This window comes from Neobacillus sp. PS3-12, from assembly GCF_030915385.1.
In the GTDB taxonomy this organism is placed as follows: domain Bacteria; phylum Bacillota; class Bacilli; order Bacillales; family Cytobacillaceae; genus JAEVLT01.
This window is the reverse complement of the sequence record NZ_CP133268.1, coordinates 3871949-3890741: the sequence shown is the minus strand read 5'-3', so window position 1 is coordinate 3890741 and position 18793 is coordinate 3871949. Positions and strand designations below refer to the sequence as shown.

Annotated in this window: 20 protein-coding genes; 6 read left to right on the top strand and 14 right to left on the bottom strand. The window is 36.8% G+C overall.

The window, feature by feature from the left end; all coding sequences use genetic code 11:
- Nucleotides 1–44: 44 nt before the first annotated feature.
- From RCG17_RS19745 to RCG17_RS19730, 4 genes are read right to left on the bottom strand one after another with little or no spacing between them, the layout of a single operon-like run.
- A complete protein-coding gene (locus tag RCG17_RS19745) occupies nt 45–938 on the bottom strand; it encodes an RluA family pseudouridine synthase (RefSeq protein WP_308171793.1) in 894 nt (297 codons plus the stop codon).
- 20 nt (nt 939–958) lie between these two features.
- The gene (locus RCG17_RS19740) at nt 959–1759 is read right to left on the bottom strand and encodes an NAD kinase (protein WP_308171792.1); all 801 of its coding nucleotides are present in this window, start codon (nt 1757–1759) and stop codon (nt 959–961) included.
- Nucleotides 1760–1797: 38 nt separating this feature from the next.
- Nucleotides 1798–2436 (bottom strand): GTP diphosphokinase, encoded by a 639-nt coding sequence (locus tag RCG17_RS19735; protein WP_308171791.1) that lies wholly within the window; start codon nt 2434–2436, stop codon nt 1798–1800.
- 23 nt (nt 2437–2459) lie between these two features.
- A complete protein-coding gene (locus RCG17_RS19730; protein WP_308171790.1) occupies nt 2460–2819 on the bottom strand; it encodes a UPF0738 family protein in 360 nt (119 codons plus the stop codon).
- Nucleotides 2820–2933: 114 nt separating this feature from the next.
- Between RCG17_RS19730 and RCG17_RS19725 the strand changes: the two genes are divergently transcribed.
- The 4 genes from RCG17_RS19725 to RCG17_RS19710 all read left to right on the top strand — a co-directional run bounded on the left by RCG17_RS19725 (nt 2934) and on the right by RCG17_RS19710 (nt 5553).
- Nucleotides 2934–3515, top strand: coding sequence for a CYTH domain-containing protein (locus RCG17_RS19725; RefSeq protein ID WP_308171789.1), 582 nt, complete (start codon nt 2934–2936; stop codon nt 3513–3515).
- Nucleotides 3516–3530: 15 nt separating this feature from the next.
- Complete coding sequence (locus RCG17_RS19720) at nt 3531–4133, top strand: lytic transglycosylase domain-containing protein (protein WP_308171788.1); 603 nt, start codon at nt 3531–3533, stop codon at nt 4131–4133.
- 155 nt (nt 4134–4288) lie between these two features.
- Entirely contained in the window at nt 4289–4696 is a 408-nt protein-coding gene (locus tag RCG17_RS19715; RefSeq protein WP_308171787.1) for a globin domain-containing protein, read from the top strand.
- A complete protein-coding gene (locus RCG17_RS19710; RefSeq protein ID WP_308171786.1) occupies nt 4693–5553 on the top strand; it encodes a ClpXP adapter SpxH family protein in 861 nt (286 codons plus the stop codon). Before RCG17_RS19715 ends, RCG17_RS19710 begins: the two co-directional genes overlap by 4 nt.
- A gap of 269 nt (nt 5554–5822) precedes the next feature.
- On the opposite strand, the gene RCG17_RS19705 is transcribed toward RCG17_RS19710, so the two are convergent.
- Nucleotides 5823–7256 carry an RNA-guided endonuclease InsQ/TnpB family protein gene (locus tag RCG17_RS19705; RefSeq protein ID WP_308171785.1) on the bottom strand — a complete coding sequence of 478 codons (1434 nt, stop codon included), beginning with the start codon at nt 7254–7256 and terminating at the stop codon, nt 5823–5825.
- A gap of 185 nt (nt 7257–7441) precedes the next feature.
- Here RCG17_RS19705 and RCG17_RS19700 point away from each other — a divergent pair, with 185 nt between their 5' ends.
- Nucleotides 7442–7615 (top strand): hypothetical protein, encoded by a 174-nt coding sequence (locus tag RCG17_RS19700; protein WP_308171784.1) that lies wholly within the window; start codon nt 7442–7444, stop codon nt 7613–7615.
- Nucleotides 7616–7650: 35 nt separating this feature from the next.
- Here RCG17_RS19700 and pepF read toward each other — a convergent pair whose 3' ends face one another.
- The 5 genes from pepF to spxA all read right to left on the bottom strand — a co-directional run bounded on the left by pepF (nt 7651) and on the right by spxA (nt 13874).
- The gene (gene pepF / locus RCG17_RS19695) at nt 7651–9471 is read right to left on the bottom strand and encodes an oligoendopeptidase F (RefSeq protein ID WP_308171783.1); all 1821 of its coding nucleotides are present in this window, start codon (nt 9469–9471) and stop codon (nt 7651–7653) included.
- Between the two features lie 149 nt (nt 9472–9620).
- Nucleotides 9621–10817, bottom strand: a complete 1197-nt coding sequence (locus tag RCG17_RS19690) for a competence protein CoiA (protein WP_308171782.1) — start codon at nt 10815–10817, stop codon at nt 9621–9623.
- A gap of 100 nt (nt 10818–10917) precedes the next feature.
- Nucleotides 10918–12390: a cardiolipin synthase gene (cls, locus tag RCG17_RS19685; protein WP_374120973.1), complete on the bottom strand. Its 1473-nt coding sequence runs from the start codon at nt 12388–12390 to the stop codon at nt 10918–10920.
- A gap of 120 nt (nt 12391–12510) precedes the next feature.
- A complete protein-coding gene (gene mecA, locus RCG17_RS19680) occupies nt 12511–13176 on the bottom strand; it encodes an adaptor protein MecA (RefSeq protein ID WP_308171781.1) in 666 nt (221 codons plus the stop codon).
- 302 nt (nt 13177–13478) lie between these two features.
- Nucleotides 13479–13874, bottom strand: a complete 396-nt coding sequence (gene spxA, locus RCG17_RS19675) for a transcriptional regulator SpxA (RefSeq protein WP_308171780.1) — start codon at nt 13872–13874, stop codon at nt 13479–13481.
- A gap of 564 nt (nt 13875–14438) precedes the next feature.
- Here spxA and RCG17_RS19670 point away from each other — a divergent pair.
- Nucleotides 14439–14624: a hypothetical protein gene (locus tag RCG17_RS19670; protein ID WP_308171779.1), complete on the top strand. Its 186-nt coding sequence runs from the start codon at nt 14439–14441 to the stop codon at nt 14622–14624.
- A gap of 86 nt (nt 14625–14710) precedes the next feature.
- On the opposite strand, the gene RCG17_RS19665 is transcribed toward RCG17_RS19670, so the two are convergent.
- Genes RCG17_RS19665 through opp3b form a run of 4 tightly spaced genes read right to left on the bottom strand, consistent with a single transcriptional unit; the run spans nt 14711 to nt 18668 of the window.
- Complete coding sequence (locus RCG17_RS19665; RefSeq protein WP_308171778.1) at nt 14711–15649, bottom strand: ABC transporter ATP-binding protein; 939 nt, start codon at nt 15647–15649, stop codon at nt 14711–14713.
- Nucleotides 15650–16693 (bottom strand): ABC transporter ATP-binding protein, encoded by a 1044-nt coding sequence (locus RCG17_RS19660; RefSeq protein WP_308175890.1) that lies wholly within the window; start codon nt 16691–16693, stop codon nt 15650–15652.
- 17 nt (nt 16694–16710) lie between these two features.
- Entirely contained in the window at nt 16711–17739 is a 1029-nt protein-coding gene (gene opp3C, locus RCG17_RS19655; RefSeq protein ID WP_308171777.1) for an oligopeptide ABC transporter permease, read from the bottom strand.
- Nucleotides 17646–18668, bottom strand: a complete 1023-nt coding sequence (gene opp3b / locus RCG17_RS19650; RefSeq protein ID WP_308171776.1) for an oligopeptide ABC transporter permease — start codon at nt 18666–18668, stop codon at nt 17646–17648. Before opp3b ends, opp3C begins: the two co-directional genes overlap by 94 nt.
- Between the last annotated feature and the right edge of the window lie 125 nt (nt 18669–18793).

The following is an 18793-nucleotide window of genomic DNA, read 5'->3' as shown; positions in this document are numbered from 1 at the left end:
ACGTTTTTCTTGCCGCATTTAATAATAAAGCTGACCATCACAGGTCAGCTCATTTTTAATCTTTCCATATCTTCAGGAGGCTCGCAACTAAACTCCATTTCGTCCAGTAGAAAAGGATGAAAAAACCGCAGCCTCCTGCAATGCAAGGCCTGGCGCTGAATGAGCTTTGTGTCACCGCCATATAAATCATCACCTAATAAAGGGTGGCCCACAAAAGCCATATGCACCCGAATTTGATGGGTCCTCCCAGTTTCCAACTGTAATTCCAGATGGGTAAACTCATCGTACCTATCAAGCACCCGAAAGTTTGTACAAGCATATTGCCCGTCAGCCCGTACCTCCCTTTCAATGATACTGTCATCTTTTCTGCCAATCGGTTCCTCAATCTTTCCTTGAATATCAGAGACTACCCCACTCGCAAAAGCTTCATAGGTCCGTTTTACCTGTCCACGTTTTTGTGCTTCACTAAACAAATGATGGACATGCCGATGCTTAGCAATTAAAACGAGACCTGAGGTATTTCGATCCAGTCGTGTCACGATATGCGATGTGGCAGTTATACCGATCGTGTCATAATAACCAACAAGGGCATTGGCAAGACTTCCAGCAGGATGTTCACGAGATGGAATGGTATTCATCGCAGGAGGTTTATTGACTACAAGCAAATAATCATCCTCATAAATAATATCCAGAGGAATGCTCTCCCCACTAACTCCTTCACTCGGGACCTCTGGGGGAAAATATAAAACTAACTCATCTTCCAGCTTGAGCTTATAACGGACGTTTACTTCCTTTTCATTAACCAGGATACTGCCGCCCTTAAATTTAATATCCGTTAAGGCTGTCCGAGAAATCGCTTTTTCTTTAAGGAAGTCCTTAATCAGCTTTCCTTCATCTTTTTCATTAATTGACCAACTAAGCTGAAAACGTGATGACATTATGATTGCTCCATCATTAGTTAATTTGAATCTGAAATAAACGAATCGTGAACCCGTTTCCAGAATGGGAAAGGTCGAAAACGTGCAAACCTGACTCTTTCCTCAGCAACACGAAACTGGATTGATTTAACATCTTTATGCAACATGGTCAAGTGGTCGATTCCGACTTGAAAATCGTCACGGTTAACTGGCTTAAGTAAACATGTATGATGTGCTGGTAATATAAGCGGTGACCCGACTGTACGGAAGACCCGATTGTTTATGGAAGCCATTTCTGCTATTTGGAGAGCAGCTATTGATGGGTGGATAATCGCCCCGCCTAACGCCTTACTATAGGCTGTACTTCCTGAAGGGGTCGAAACACACAGCCCATCCCCGCGGAATCGCTCAAAATGATCACCACGAATTTCTACATCTATTACCAAGGTTCCCTCGACACTTTTTACAGTCGATTCGTTTAAGGCAAGATATCGTGCTTCCTTGCCTCCATTTTGATAGCGAACAATTACCTCGACTAGAGGATATTCAACAACCTGATATGGAGTCTTGGCAATCGCAATGACCAGCTTCTCCATTTCCTCTGGTGTCCAATCCGCATAAAACCCTAGATGCCCCGTATGGATTCCAACAAAAGAAGTTTTATCTAATCTGCTTGAATAGCGGTGAAAAGCATATAAAAGTGTTCCATCTCCGCCAACTGAAATCACAATATCCGGTTGGTCTTCATCATAAATGAGCTCAAAGTCCAATAAATAGGTTCTCATTCTATGCATTAAGGTATTCGATTTTTGGTCCCCTTTTGAAGTAATCGCAAACTTCATCCTAGTCTACTCCCTCTTTACAATTTACTTTTTCATCACTAACTTTTATCATCTGTTTTCAATTCTTTTTTTTGTGTGAAAAAGGCTTGTGCCTCTTGGATTTCCCCACGGATTAGCGACATTTCCTCATCTAATCTGAATGCAGCCTCTGCTGCACGCTGCAATCTCATTTTGATGTCCTCTGGAAATGCCCCTCTATATTTATAGTTCAATGAATGTTCAATTGTGGCCCAAAAATTCATTGCTAATGTTCGTATTTGAATTTCTACTAAAATCTTTTTCTCACCATGGATCGTTTGTACAGGATAACGGATCACAACATGATAAGATCGATAACCACTTATTTTTTCATGTGAAATATAGTCTCTTTCTTCCACGATCTCGAAATCATTTCGATTTCTTAGTAAATTTACAACGGAACGTATATCGTCCACAAACTGACACATCATCCTAAGCCCAGCAATATCTTGCATTTCCGATTCTAATCGATCCAAAGGAATCCCTTTTTGGTTCGCTTTATCGAGAATACTGGCAATAGGCTTTACTCTTCCAGTCACAAATTCAATTGGTGAATGGGATGAATCCAATTCAAATTGGCCCCGCATACCTTTTAATTTTACTTTTAGTTCTCCCACCGCTTGTTTATAGGGAGCTAAGAACTTTTCCCAATAGATCATTTACACCACAATCCTTAAGCTAGTTAAAATGTCTTTTCGACTTTTTCCACCATTTCTTCTCCGTAATTTCCATTCCCCTTAATATTGTTAATGATATATTCAATTTCGTCTTGGAATGAAGTTAATTCGATTTGGTCTTTATCTGAAATTAAATAGGCAGGTAACTTCTTTTCAATAGATTCTTTTAAAGTTGACCAGATAGATTCATCTAAAACAATATAAACATATTGGTCATTTTCTTCCATTAAATAAATAAAGGAAAAATTGTCTGAATCCACAAGAATATGTTCTCTTGGAATTAGACCAGTAATAGGTTCATTGGTAAGTAAATTTACTCGATTCGTTTCTATGATTGCTTGTTGTATTTTCATTAATTTATTCATGTGTTCTCCTCCAAAATTTCCTTTTTTATTTTAACATAATTCACTCAATTCTCCCAAGAATTCATTATAATTAAGGGGATACTAATCGAAATTAACCTAAAGGAATGAAGTTATTTGTCACAAAACCTCGAAATTGAATTTAAAAATATGTTAACAAAAGATGAATATCAAATGCTGATCGACTATTTCCATATTGGTGATGAACAAATCATTTCTCAGGAAAATCATTATTTTGATACCCCCTCCTTTCATTTAAAAGAAAACAGTTCTGCGTTACGAATCCGCCAAAAAGGAGGCAAATTTGAAATGACGCTAAAGCAACCCTATCAAGACGGACTTCTTGAAACCAATCAAAACTTATCACAAGAGGAAGCTACACTTGCGATTCATACTGGCAAACTTCCAGATGGAACGATAAAAGAATTGGTCTCAAAAATGAAGATTTTTTTTTCTGAAATAGAATATTTCGGGTCCCTGGTAACTAAAAGAGCTGAAATAAAGTATAGAGATGGTTTGTTGGTCTTTGATCATAGCTACTATTTAAATAAAGAAGATTTTGAGTTAGAATACGAAGTAGAAAATTATCATCAAGGCGAGCAAATTTTCATCGAGTTTCTTGAGCAGCATAACATTCCACAGCGAAAAACAGATAATAAAATAAAACGATTTTATCTCCAAAAATTAAAAGAAAAATGATAGGGGAATCCTGGTATGAACATCGATAAACTAAAAGCGACGATGGAATTAAAAGCTGTCCAAAATTTTAGCACTAGTAACTCTACAGCAAGTGAAAGTTCCACGTTTCAAGATATCCTTAATGAGATCCTGACAGACGACGAGACTTCAGCATTATCTGAGCCATTAACTAGTACTTCATCAACAGAAGTAAATTCGATACCATTAACATCAATGCCGCCACTTTCATTATTAAAAGCATCAAATAATATCGATCAAATCATTAATCAAGCTGCACAACAGTATAGTGTACCCGCAAAATTAATAAAAGCTGTTATTCAGCAAGAATCAAGCTTTAATACCAATGCTGTAAGCAAAACTGGTGCTGCCGGTTTAATGCAGTTAATGCCTGGAACCGCTAAATCTCTCGGGGTTAGTGATGTCTTCGACCCTGAACAAAATATCCTTGCTGGCAGTAAGTACATAAAACAGTTGCTTGATAAATACGATGGAAAAATAGATTTGGCACTCGCCGCCTACAATGCCGGCCCCGCTAACGTTGATAAGTACGGTGGAATTCCTCCTTTTGATGAGACCGCAAATTATGTTCGAAAAGTCAGCGATTTATATTATACATGAAAATCAACCATTCCCCTTGTGTAAAATACAAGGGGTTTTTTGCATCCATTAGGACAATATATTACAAAATGCCAATTTACAGGGCTATTTATTTGAGATATAAAAAGGGCGTTGTTAAAATAAACATACAGACTCATGAAAAAGGAGTAATCAACATGATCGAGAAAAATACCACACCATTTGATGCCATCGGTGAGAAAACATTACACCGTCTTATTGAAACATTTTACGGCTTGGTTGGACAACATCCTGATCTTTCTCCTATATTTCCAAACGATTTAACTGAAACTGCAAGAAAACAAAAGCAATTTCTCACACAATATTTAGGCGGTCCTGCCCTTTATTCTGAAGAACATGGTCACCCAATGCTTCGAGCGCGCCATCTGCCATTTCCGGTTACACCAAAACGGGCAAATGCATGGCTATCCTGTATGCGGCAGGCAATGGACAAGGTTGGCCTTAAAGGCCCCATCAGAGATGAATTTTATTCACGGTTATTTCTAACCGCACAGCATATGATTAATACTCCAGACGACGAAGGCTTACAAGGTGAAAATCTGTGAAAAATCAAGATCATTTGTTTTCTGTCCATCATTGCTTTGGCAGCGATAAAAAGCCGATCGAAATCTACCTTTTTATTGACCCTGTATGTGCAGAGTGCTGGGAGCTTGAGCCAATCTTAAAAAAACTGCAAATTGAATATGGACAATATTTTTCTCTTAAATATGTACTTAGCGGAAAATTAACAGATTTAAATATTAGGAAAAAAAGAAAATGTGCTGAGCCTTTCGAGAAAACGATTTCCCAATCAGGATTGTTCTGTGATCGGAACCTAAGGATCGGAAATCCTGCACACTCTCCCTTTATTGCATCGATTGCGATCAAGGCGGCAGAATTACAAGGACGGAAAGCAGGTAATCGTTTTATCCGTCTTTTTCATGAAGTACTTCTTTTAGAAAGGCAGGACATTACTAATTTTGAAGTGTTAAAGGAATGTGCTAAAAAGGCTGGGCTTGATGTTGAGGAATTTATTTCAGACATTCATTCCAAAAGTGCGGCGAAGGCTTTCCAATGTGATCTAAAAATAACTTCTGAAATGGAAGTACAGGAAATTCCGACTCTTGTATTCTTTAATGAAAATGCTGAAGAAGAAGGAATAAAAATTGCTGGTGTATACCCTTATGAGATTTATGTCCAAATTCTCGAGGAAATGCTTTCAGAGAAGCCGCACCAATCATCTCCACCGCCATTGGAAGCTTTCATGAAATTTTTTAGGATGGTAGCTTCCAATGATATTGCGATTGTCTATAATATGACGATCGCACAGGTTGATCGGGAGATGAAAAAGCTCTTGTTAAAGCAGAAAGTCGAACAAATACCAGCAAGGAACGGTAAATTTTGGAGATATATTGAGGAATAAGAGAACGGCTATCGGCCGTTAGTTTCCTATACGTAAAAAAGACCCCAGCAAACGGTGCTTGGGGTCTTTTTCGTCTATAAAATACGAACAAAGGGGATGGGAGAAATTTTTCACGGTCAAACAAAGGGGTATATGTTTGTTGTGATCAACTTCACGTACTAAATATACCATGGGATCAATACCGTTTCAATAAGCATGTGTTTTATTTCACAATATTGTCAAATTCATGAACTTCCCATCACTGAAGTGACGGGTTTCTAATGTATCATCTATTTGATGCTTAACATTAGTGGGCAGGACACGATGCCCTCTATCCCTTTTGCAAATGCATCAGGAACTACTTTTCGAACGATATTTCCTCCAGCGTTAACGTCTGCGTGGAGTATCGTTTTTTCTTTTGTTAGATATTGTCCTCTTGTAATTCGTTTGCCGCTAAAATTCTTTTTAATCTTTTCTCCCTGATTGAAAGTTGGTAAAAGATCCATATCGATTAGACTTGCTTGGGAAGTGTAACTTTCCTCTTGTTCAATTACTTCAATTCCTAACCTTTCGGCTTTATACGTAACCATTTTTATCAATAGAGAATACGGAAGAAATTTAAAATTTTGCTTATCGCTTTTCCTCATCTCTACGTTTTCTTTCCAGTCTTTATTTTTTCCAATGATGATTTTGCTTACCTTACGTTCAAAGGCCGTTTTCACAATATGAAAGCTAGTCTTATGAAAGTAATCCTTTACTTTTGAAAAGCGAATTCTATCCAAGCAGTTTAATCGTTTACTAGTATGTGTTCCTTCTTTAGAGGATTTCCCGCTCCGTAGAGCACTCACCAAAAAGGAGCGTCTTTTATTGTAATATTGATTAATGCTTTTTACTGTTTTGCCCTTAATAATGACAGGTCGAAGACCCGTATTATCTACCATGGTTGCAAGACAGTTGACACCTAAGTCAATACCCATTACATAATCAGAATTTAAATGGTGATTCTCTTCAGATTGCTTAACATCCATTACCAATTCAACCGTGTATTCGCCGTAATTTGGAATGATGCGGACCTGTTGCAGTTTTCCCGTTACTCCTAATTTCCCGATATTTAGACGTTCTTTAGTTAAAGGGAATTTTAAGTATTTATCATCTTTTATCACACATACTTGATTAGAAAATGTGCATTCTTTTCGTCCGTTTTTAGGTACATATTTTGGCAGATTAGGTTTTCCTTTGTATTTGATAGAATTCTTTTTGTAATCTTTTAAACTACTGAAAAAAGATTTCCAATTCTGGAAGACAACTCTCATGACTTGTTGGTTTACTTGTCCTGGTAATTCCATATAGTCGTTTTGTTTGCTTGTTTTAAAAAGGGCGTCCAAAAATCCGTAGGTAATTAGATTTTTCTTTTTGCTTGGCTTAGCAAACAAAGTTGCATCTTTTATTTCTTTTTGTCTTTCTAGGGGTTTTTTGAGTTCTTTTTCCCTTCTTTTCGCTATATATTCCATTTTTATTTGGTTCATTCTAGGCAAATGTAAATCGATTAAATCTACAATTTCTTTTTGCAATGGATGAATATTTTCTGAATTAAATGCTGTCAAAATTTGTCTAATAAAGAAATTTGTTGTGTTATACAAATTCTTGGCTTTGAAACAAATCTCATCACAATATGCGTATAGCCGATGCCCATTTTTTATCCTAATTTGATACGTCCTATACATTCTTTTCACCTCCTTTAGTAATAATTATACCTTAACCAAAGGTGTGAAATCTACCAAAACAGGAACATACATTCGAAATTAATCCCATGATTGAAATCACGGGTGTTCTTTCAAAATTCATAAAAAATCTTTACTAACTATATGATAGAAGAAGAAACCAATATTGAAGAAGGTGAAAGGTACTCATGAGTAAATTTAAAATATTAGCTATGTTACTTCTTATTGTATGTTCTTTCTTTCTTCATTTGCTTGCCTTAATGGATACTTTCCCATTGATTCTAAGCATCCCGCTTTTGTTTGGTTCATTCTTTCTGTTTTTTATGATGATCAATTACCGAAACAAGTTTAAAGGTTTTTAAAAGGCAGACTGCAATCGAGCAGTCTGCCTCTCTTTTTATGATAACAGTTGTTCCATTTCGTTTAGTTTTTCTTCAAATACTTTGCAGGCGTTGCTGATTGGTTCGGAGCTGTTCATATCAACTCCAGCTTTTTTCAGTACTTCGATCGGGTAGTCAGAACTTCCAGCACTTAAGAATTCCTTAATATAGCGATTTACGGCTGGCTCGCCTTCTTCTAAAATTTGTTTGCTTAATGCTGTTGCTGCACTAAAACCAGTCGCATACTGATACACATAATAATTGTAATAAAAGTGAGGAATTCTTGCCCATTCTAAGCCGATTTCTTCATCAATCACAATATCTTCTTCACCAAAATACTTTTTGTTCAGAGCATAATATTCATTTGTTAAAAGATCTGCCGTTAGGGCTTCATTATTTTGAGCTTTTTGATGAATCAAATGCTCATACTCCGCAAACATCGTTTGGCGGAACACAGTCCCCCTAAAACCTTCTAAATAATGATTTAACAAATAAATCCGCTTTTGCTCATCATCAATCGTTTTTAACAAATAATCATTTAATAATGCTTCATTACAGGTGGAAGCAACCTCCGCAACGAAGATCGAATAATCTCCATATGGGTATGGCTGCGTTTTCCGAGTGAAATAGCTATGAACGGAATGTCCTAATTCATGGGCTAATGTAAACAGATTATTCACATTGTCCTGCCAGTTTAAAAGAATATATGGATTTGTTCCATATGCTCCAGATGAATAGGCACCACTGCGCTTTCCTTTATTTTCATGAATATCAACCCAGCGGTTTTCAAACCCTTCTTTTAAAATCTGCTGGTATTGTTCACCTAATGGGGCAAGTCCTTTTAACACGATTTCTTTTGCTTCGTCGTATTTAATCTCCATTTTTACATCTTTAACAAGCGGTGTATATAAATCATACATATGAAGCTCTTTCAGGCCCAAAACTTTTTTGCGCAGCTTAATATAGCGTTGCAATAATGGAAGATTTTCATTGACGGTTTTAACAAGGTTATCATAAACACTTTCAGGAATATTGTTTCCGGCAAGTGCTGCTTGTCTTGCTGAGCTATACTTTCTCACTCTTGCATTAAAGTTGTCTTTCTTTACATTCCCGCTTATCGTACTTGCAAATGTATTGCGGAATTTCCCATAAGTATCATATACAGCTTTAAACGCATCATGACGAATGCTCTGGTCTGCACTTTCAAGGAAACGACTATATCTTCCATGGGTAACCTCGACGTCATTCCCATTTTCATCTTTAATCGTCGGGAACTGCAAATCAGCGTTATTTAACATGCCAAAAGTATTGCTAGAAGCATTCATTATTTCCCCTGCTTCTGCTAATAAGGCTTCCATTTCAGCGGAAAGAACATGCGGCCGTTGTAAATTAAGTTCTTCAAGGGCATGTTTATATAATTGTAGCTCTGATTTTTGCTTTAAAAATTCATTTATTTTCCCTTCATCAATGGAAAGGATTTCAGGTACAATATAGGCTAACTGACTGGCAGCTTGTGAATACAGGCTCTTCATCCTGTCATCGAGCCCTTGATAAAATGAATTCGTTGTGTCTTGATCGTATCTCATATGTGAATAAGCATAAAGTTTCCCAATTCTCTCAAGCAGTTGATTTTGCTCATCAAGAGCTTGATAGAGAGTATCAGCGCTCTCACCAAGTTTCCCTTCGAATTTCTTTACTTCTGGGATCATGTTTTTGACATCTTGAAATTCCTTTTCCCATTCTTGGTCACTTGGAAAAATATCCTCTAATCTCCACGTTTCCTCTACGGGTATTTCACTTCTGACTGGAAGTGACTTTACTGCTGCCTCATTAGCCATATACATCCTCCATTCATAGAAAAAATCTGCTCCTTTTCAAATATTCAAAAAGGAAAAAAACATATTCCTATATATTCTCCATTTGTTCATTGTTCCCCTTTAAAAGGGATAATATATCCCTTCTATTATTCCCATTCGCTTTTTTTCATTTATTCTTTTTTTAGGATTTGAGGATTTTGTCTAAAAAACGCTCGCATTCGTTCCTCTTTTTCACGATTGGTTTGCGGAATAATTATGGGCTTCTGTACTTGAAACATATGGGGGGTTTTTCTTCCCAACACGCCAAGTCTCACCAAGAGGCAGCTATATTCAAAAAAAGCTAATAGGGGTTTCATGTTTTCGATTTGGGGAAAGGATCTGAGTACAATTTGTTTTCTCGCTAATCTCTTATTAAAACTCATTTCCATTTGCTGAATACTAAATATATCGCCCGGACGCTTATTTTGCAGCAAATCGATATAATAATAAGTCTGCCAAATAAACGGAGGCGTTTGAATGAATAATCCATGGGGAATCGGGAGACCAATTTCAGCAGGAAGTAAAAAGAGGTTAAGATGATGGTTATAAATTTCAAGAAAAAATTTCTTTTGTTGATCACTAGGGTATATAGACCAGCTCAATTTATAGTTTTCAATGGATTTTTTCCAGTGTCCCATATTCACCATTGTCCCCATTTGGGGATCAATCAGCGCTGGCAGTTTAGTTTTATCTAACGAGAATGTACCTTTTCGAAGCAGGGCATTTTTTGTTGAGTACGGGAAAATGGAATAGAGGATTCGAAGGGTATTCCGATCAGGAGAATAGCTGGGGATATAAAGCTTGCCATCGCCCGCCTGCCTTAAAAATAAATATTGAAAACCTGTTATACCTGACAAACCCGAATATTTCTCTTTTAGCTGTTTACCCCCAAGGACCCAAAGAGGCTTATAACCATGGGTAAGGTAATTTTCTGTTCTTTGTTTAAAAATTTCTTCGGAAATAGTTGAACATTGAAATTCCAAGGCATATTTTTGATGATTATATTGAAAAAGTATATCTGGCCGCTGTTGAATTTCGCGGTCATAAAACTCGAGGATAGCTGGAATTTCCTGCTTCCTTAGCCATTGGTAGAGCTTAAGCTTGCCTTCTAAGTGATACTCTGTTTCATTTTCATAAAAGTCACGACAGTTACCAGCCTTCAAATGGGAAAAGTGAAATATTTTCCGATCTCCCAATTTAAGAATGACTTTCTCACCACACACTGGGCAAAAAAATTCCTCACGTTTCCGAAGCATGATCAGTGTTTCTTTTTGGAACGACTCACCAAGGCAAAACATTGTTCCATTTTTTGTTTTTGCCACTAACATTCACATCACCACCTATTCCTATAAATTCGTTTCACGTCAGTGATTATCCTTTTAAAAATAAAAAAGAGCGGTTCTAAATTTTCGAACCAGCTCTTTTAAACTATAGAAGCGGTGATAACAATCTGGCAGTTGATTCAAGCAGACGAATACCAAAATTCCGTTTTTTGAACTCCTCCAGATTTAATGGTTTTGAGAACTCAATATCATTTAGGTACTCGGCAACTAATTTTTGCGTGCTTTTTGTTCGGTAAAGGAAAGCATTCACTTCAAAATTCAAGTGAAAGCTGCGCATATCCATATTGGAAGTGCCAATCGATGCCAGTTCATCATCAACAATCACAATTTTGCTATGCATAAAGCCTCTTTGATACTCGTAAACCTTCACACCTGCTTCAAGAAGTTCAGGAAAATATGAACGTGAAGCATGAAAGACGATTCGTTTATCAGGACGATTGGGAACTAATATGCGGACATCGATACCACTAAGTGCAGCTATTTTAATCGCTGAAAAAATATCCTCATCAGGAATAAAATAAGGGGAAGCAATCCAAACAGACTTTTTTGCTGAAGTAACCATCGAAAAGAAAATATTTTTGATCACACTCCACTCATTATCTGGCCCTCCAGCTATTAGCTGAACACCGCCATGGCTATTATCACTTGGCTGAGGTGATAAATATTCAGCAGTTAAAAAGCTATAATTAGTCATATAATACCAATCCTGCAAAAATATCAGCTGGAGTGTTCGAACCGCTTCTCCTTTTAACATTAAATGAGTATCGCGCCAAAATCCGTAATGCTTGTCTCTTCCTAAATACTCATCCCCAATGTTTAAGCCGCCAACAAATCCCACATTTCCATCAATGACAATGATCTTTCGATGGTTACGGAAATTAAACTTACTATTTAAAAATGGCAATCTTACCGGACCAAATGGTACCGTCTCAATCCCTGCATTTCGCAGCTCAGCAATATACTTTTTAGAAAGCTTCCACGAGCCTACTGCATCAAACAAGAAGCGAATCTTAACCCCCTGTTTGGCTTTATCAATTAAGATATCCTTTATTTTCCTGCCAATCTGATCATGGCGGATTATGTAATATTCGAGATGTATATGATGCTTTGCCTTTTTCAATTCTTCGATAATATGTGTAAATGTTTCTTCGCCATTTGTTAAAGTTGTTGTTGCGGTATCAAATGAGACGGGGCTATTCCCAAGCTTTTGCGCCAGCTGAAATAATCTCCGTTGATGAACGGCAAACTGTACCGCTTTTTCCTCACTTCTTGGATCATTCTCACCCTCAACCGTTAAAAATGCCTGTTTGTCCAGGAAATATTTCTTTCTAAACATCCGTTCCTTCCGATAACTACGTCCAAACAAAAGATAAAAAATAAAGCCAACCAAAGGAAAACTTCCTAAAACAACTAGCCATGTTAATGTCTGAGTTGGATGGCGATTTTCAAGGAAAATAACGAAACCGATAAAAATAACTGATAAAGTAATCAATAAACTTAAGAAACTAAAGATTCCTCCCTGCAAATCATCTTTAAATGCAAATATGAGGAAACTCACTAACACTAAAAATAATACTACCCTGACTGTGTTTTTCAGAATTACTCACCTGCCTGTCATTCTATATCTTTAAGATAATGGTAAAAAAAACCGATTTCAATAAAGAAATCGGTTTTAAGACTAGTTAAAGTGCTTTCTTAACTCTGAAAAAACATTCTCAGAAATCAGTTCTTTTCCATATTCCTGAATCCGATGAATGGTTATAGGTGTTTCATTACCATATTCAAGAAGGATACTTAAAATATCATCAATTTCGTCTTCATCGATGAAATCCTCTGGAAATTCAACATATAAGTAATATTTCCCTTCGAAGCTAAAAAGTTTCGTTTGTAAATCATCAAGGTCAGACCGTTTTGACAACATGATAACATCCTCAAAATCCTGGAAGGAAAGTAAAAACTCCAAGACTTCTTCCTCATCAATCAGATCATCATCGAGAGAATTGCGAGGATTAAGGTGCTGGTCCAAAAGTTCTTCAATTCTTTCATCTACTGGTAAGTCCTTGTCCGTCGGAATAGGCAATTCAAACTTTTGTCCATCCTTAGAAATTTGGGCTCTTGTTACTAAAATTTCTAAGCCTTTTTCTAATGCTTGCACTTGAATCCAAAGTGGACCCTCTACTTGAAACTCTTCCTCTTGATGAACTTCCTCCATCATTTCCCAAAAAAGCTCTTCACTTCTTTCGCGATTATACCATATTTCCTCGCGATCGAAGCCTCTTTCCTCTATATCAATGTATGAAATATAAAACTTAACAGTGTTTTCATTAATACGTTCTATATCCATCCACCATTCTCCCTTCCGTTCCCAGATTGAAGGGACTAAATACCCCCATGCAGACGTTACTGGATATCATTTACCTTTTATGAAAGGTTTAAACAAGTTTTAATTGCAAAGTGAATGTATTCTTGTACTTATATTTTATGACAAAACCTGAAATAAGGGAAATAAAATATCAAGAAAATTTATTAAGTTCTCGACACTAATGGATTCCTTTTATAATAACAAAAATAGATATATATCACAAATTGAAAGCACTAAAAAATAAACCTATATAAAAAAGGCCTCCAAAAGAAGGCCTTTACTGTTTAATTAACCATTCGCTGTGCTTCGCGAAGCTGGAATGTACGAACTTTTCTTGGCAAAAAGCGGCGGATCTCATCCTCATTGTATCCTACCTGCAATCTTTTTTCATCAATAATAATTGGGCGGCGGAGCAAACCAGGATTTGCTTTAATCAATTCATATAGATCCTGAAGTGGCAAGTTTTCCAAGTTCACGTTTAACTTTTGAAATGTTTTTGAACGAGTTGAGATAATTTCATCTGTTCCATCTTCAGTCATTCTTAAGATTTCCTTAATCTCAGCAATTGATAATGGTTCAGAAAAGATATTTCTTTCTTTATATGAAATTTCATGTTCTTCGAGCCAGGATTTTGCTTTTCTACATGATGTACAACTAGGTGAAGTGTATAATGTTACCATCGGTCTCCACACTCCTTTATTTTAAGGGTTCCAATTATATATGAACATCGTTTAAGTTAAAAGTTTTCACTAGATTAAAATAAATTTAATTAAGTAATTTATATTATAATTATACAACACTACTTTGAAAAAAGGTATCCCTTTTAAAAATATTATTCAAACAAACTTATTTGTAAAGAAAAAAATACACATTTGCGAAATTAGTCGAAATTTCGCCTAAAAATATACAAATTAACTTTACATAAATATCTTGAAAGAAAAATATCTTATAAAATAGTACGAGAATTCAACTTTATTTTTGTCGGTACAAGGAACATATCGGTAGATAAATATAAGCTATTCTGATCCCGTATTTGAATAATAAACATTCTATCTTAATTTTACCTTAACATATTCTCAATTAAAATCATTGCGGTGAAAACGCATTCATCATTTATTGATATATTTCGCATATTTTTGATTTACCTCTTCCTTTCAGTTTAAAGTTCTTTTAAAATAAAGTTAGGAAGAGAAATACTCATATAGCTTAACGATCTTTGTTATTGAGAAACGGGAGGTTTTATTATGGCTGGGTATATAATCGATTTAGCCATTGTAACAGTCCTTACAGTTGGACTTACTGCAGTAATGGGCTCAATTTTAAATGGTGTAGGAGAAAGTATTTTCGGCGGTCGGAATAAGTCAGAATTTGTCGATCAAGCTGATAGAGTGATCGCTGGCTGGAAAAGTGTTGGCGGCAAGCAAAAATAAGCATCAGGTTAATTTATAATAAAGTTCGATTCATTAAAAGAATATATCTAAAAAAAACGATCTCACACTTGCGAGATCGTTTTTTATTATTTAACCTGTGCCTTATATTGATCAAATTCCTTTTCAGAACAGAGGGCAAAATGTCCTTGGGAAACTTCTCGGAATGATACTGTTTCATTTTCACCATATTGATGCATACTTGGATCATATGTTTTCCGAACTCTGCTTCGTTCCGAGATTGGATCGGGTAATGGAATCGCAGATAAGAGGGATTGTGTATAAGGATGCAGCGGATTTCTATATAATTCGTCCGCAGGAGCAAGCTCAACCATTTTTCCAAAATACATAACTCCAATTCGATCACTTATATATTTAACCATCGAAAGATCATGGGCAATAAAAAGATAGGTTAAACCTTTTTCTTTTTGAAGCTGTTTCATAAGATTGACAACCTGTGCCTGAATAGAAACGTCAAGAGCAGAAATCGGTTCATCCGCAATGATAAATTCAGGTTCAACAGCAAGGGCACGTGCAATGCCAATCCGCTGCCGCTGACCTCCGGAAAATTCATGCGGGTAGCGATTTGCATGCTCCTTATTCAAACCAACCGTTTCTAATAGACTGTACACCCTTTCCATACGCTCCTGTTTGGAATTGGCTAATCCATGAATATCGATACCCTCTGCAATGACATCAGCAATTTTAAGTCTTGGATTTAGGGAAGCATATGGGTCCTGGAAAATCATTTGCATTTTACGGTTAAATGCTTTTAATTCGTTTTTGGATTTCTTGCCATGTACATTTATTCCGTCGTATAATACCTCTCCGCCAGTCGCATCGTACAATCGAATAATGGTTCGTCCAGTAGTGGATTTACCACAGCCCGATTCACCAACGAGGCCCATTACTTCGCCCTGGTAAATATCAAATGAAACATTATCAACCGCTCTTACTTCATTTGCTTTACCTTCATTAAAATATTGTTTTAAGTTTTTAATTTCGAGCAGTTTTTTTCTCTCTGCCATCTATTTTCCCTCCTTACCACCAGGGAATTGACTTTGTCTTCTCTTAACCGCTTCAGGTGGTTCTACCTTCGGTGCATCCGGATGCAACAGCCATGTTGCAGCATAATGCGTTTCAGATACTTTAAAAAATGGAGGCTCCTGCTCCAGGTCGATCTTCATTGCATATGGATTCCGTGGGGCAAAGGCATCACCTTTTGGCGGTGCTAAAAGGTCTGGCGGTGTACCTGGAATAGAATATAATTCTTCGTCATTTGTTTCCAAATCAGGCATGGAGCTGATTAACCCCCATGTATATGGATGCTTTGGATTATAGAAAATTTCGTCAGCTGTGCCAATTTCAACAATTTTCCCGCCATACATAACCGCAACCCGATCAGCAACATTAGCCACAACACCAAGGTCATGGGTAATAAAAATGATCGATGTATCAATTTTCTTTTGTAAATCCTTCATTAATTCAAGGATCTGAGCCTGGATTGTTACATCCAATGCAGTTGTCGGTTCATCTGCGATTAAAATCTGGGGATTACATGCCAAAGCGATAGCAATAACAACCCTTTGTCTCATTCCTCCGGAGAATTGATGCGGATATTGGTCAACACGTAATTCCGCCTTCGGAATTCCTACAAGCTTTAGTAACTCTACTGCTCTCTCTTTAGCCGCAGACTTGCTCATTTTTTGATGTTTGATCAAAGGCTCCATAATTTGATTCCCGATTTTCATCGTTGGGTTCAACGATGTCATTGGATCTTGGAAAATCATTGAAATATCATGTCCACGAATTTTTTGCATTTGTTTATCAGAAAGCTTCGTAAGATCTGTATTATTAAATAAGATTTCTCCGCTTTTAATTTTTGAATTGTGTTCAGGAAGTAAACGCATAATCGACTTGGTTGTAACAGATTTACCTGATCCAGACTCTCCCACGATTGCTAATGTTTCACCTTTAAATAAATCAAAGCTGATACCTCGAATCGCTTTTACTTCCCCCGCAAAGGTATGAAACGATATATTTAAATCTTTTACTTGTAAAATTTTCTCCACTGCCATTCACCTGCCTTCTAATCGCGCATTTTTGGATCAAGGGCGTCCCGTAATCCATCTGCCACTAAATTGAAGCATATCATGATCAATGCAATCATAATTGATGGAGTAATCATTTGATATGGATAAGCGCGCATTGATTTATATCCTTCATTCACTAAAGTTCCTAATGATGCATTTGGTTCTTGCAGCCCAAGTCCAATAAAACTTAAAAACGCTTCAAAGAAAATAGCGTTTGGAATAGAAAACATCGTATTAATAATGATAATCCCAAACATATTTGGAATCATATGTTTAAAAATGATAGAGCCATTACTTGCTCCCAATGTTTTAGCCGCTAAAACAAATTCTTGATTTTTATATTTTAAAACTTGAGCCCGAACTACCCTGGCCATACTTGTCCAGCTGGTTAACGTAATCGCAATAATAATTGGGATAATCCCTGGTTTTAATACGAGAATCATTAAGACTACTACGATTAAGTTAGGAATACCAATAATAATTTCCATAATCCGCTGCATAATACTGTCTACCTTGCCCCCGACATAACCGGATATGGCACCATAAGCGACACCAATTACCATATCGACTAATGCAGCCATGAAGGCAATAAACAGTGAAACTTGGGTACCTTTCCATGTACGGGCAAAAATATCTCGGCCCAATTCATCTGTTCCGAACCAATAATATTGTTTTACATGGCGAATCTCGTAGGCGTTATATGATATCCCCGCTTTATTCGTTAAAGTACCGTCAAACGGAAGCCAATGAATGTTCTCCAAGCCTTGTACTCGAGGCGGCAAATCATGATTATCAGTATTCTGGTAATCAAATTTGTACGGTGTCATTAATGGTCCTACAAACGCTAGAATAAGCAAAAGGACAATAGCAACTAAGCTGATGACTGCCCCTTTATTTTTACGGACGCGCAGCCAGGAATCCTGCCAAAAGTTTAGACTTGGCTTGGCAATGACCTCACTTTTGGATGGATCAATATGGGCGGGTGCAAACATATCCTTCGAGATGACTTGTTCTTTGTTAAGCATTTACCCTTTCCCCCCTGAATACGAATACGTGGATCGATAATACCATAAAGGATATCAACAACTAAAATTATGAAAACAAATAATGCCGCAAATAAAATGGAAGTTCCCATAATAACGGGATAGTCATTTACCATGATGGATTGGACGAATTGATTCCCAATACCTGGTATTCCAAAAATATTTTCAATAACAAGCGATCCGGTCATTAAACTTACTGCTAACGGTCCCATAACAGTAATAACTGGAATTAAAGCATTTCTAAGAGCATGTTTGACACTAATTTGCCAGTAACTTGCACCTTTAGCTTTCGCAAGGGTAATATAATCTGACCCCAATACTTCCACCATTTCTGTCCGCATAAACCGAGCTGCAATCGAAATCGGGAACATGGCTAATGCAATGGTTGGCAGAATGGTATAGGATGGTCCATTCCAAAACATAACTGGGAGCCAACCTAATTTAACAGCAATATAAAATTGTAAAAGACCAGCAAATACAAAGCTTGGAACCGATTTTCCAATAACTGCAATAAATGTTGCGAAATAATCAACCCAAGTATTTTGTTTTAATGCAGCAACAACACCTAATAGAATCCCAAGCACAGCACCGATAATCATCGCCTGAGCGCCAAGTATCGCCGAAGGACCAAGCCGTTGCGCAATAAGTTCTGTTACCGGGGTATTATTAAACTGGAAGGAGACACCCAAATCGCCTTTAAACATGTTCATTATGTAGTGAGCATATTGAACAGGAACAGGTTGATCGAATCCATACTTAACTAACAATATGTGGCGCTGGGTCTCTGAAAGTTTTTCCCAGCTGTTAAAAGGGGTTCCTGGAATTAACTTCATGAGGAAAAAGGTTACAGATACAACTATGAATAATGTAATAATCATATAGACAAACCGTTGTAGAATATATTTTACCATGACGACACCTCCTAATTCACAAAATGTTAGACACTTTTCGACAATTCTGATACAGGTAAAAAGAGAGTATAACTTAATATACTCTCTCTTTATTTTGTTATAAATAACTTTTTTGTGTAAACTTT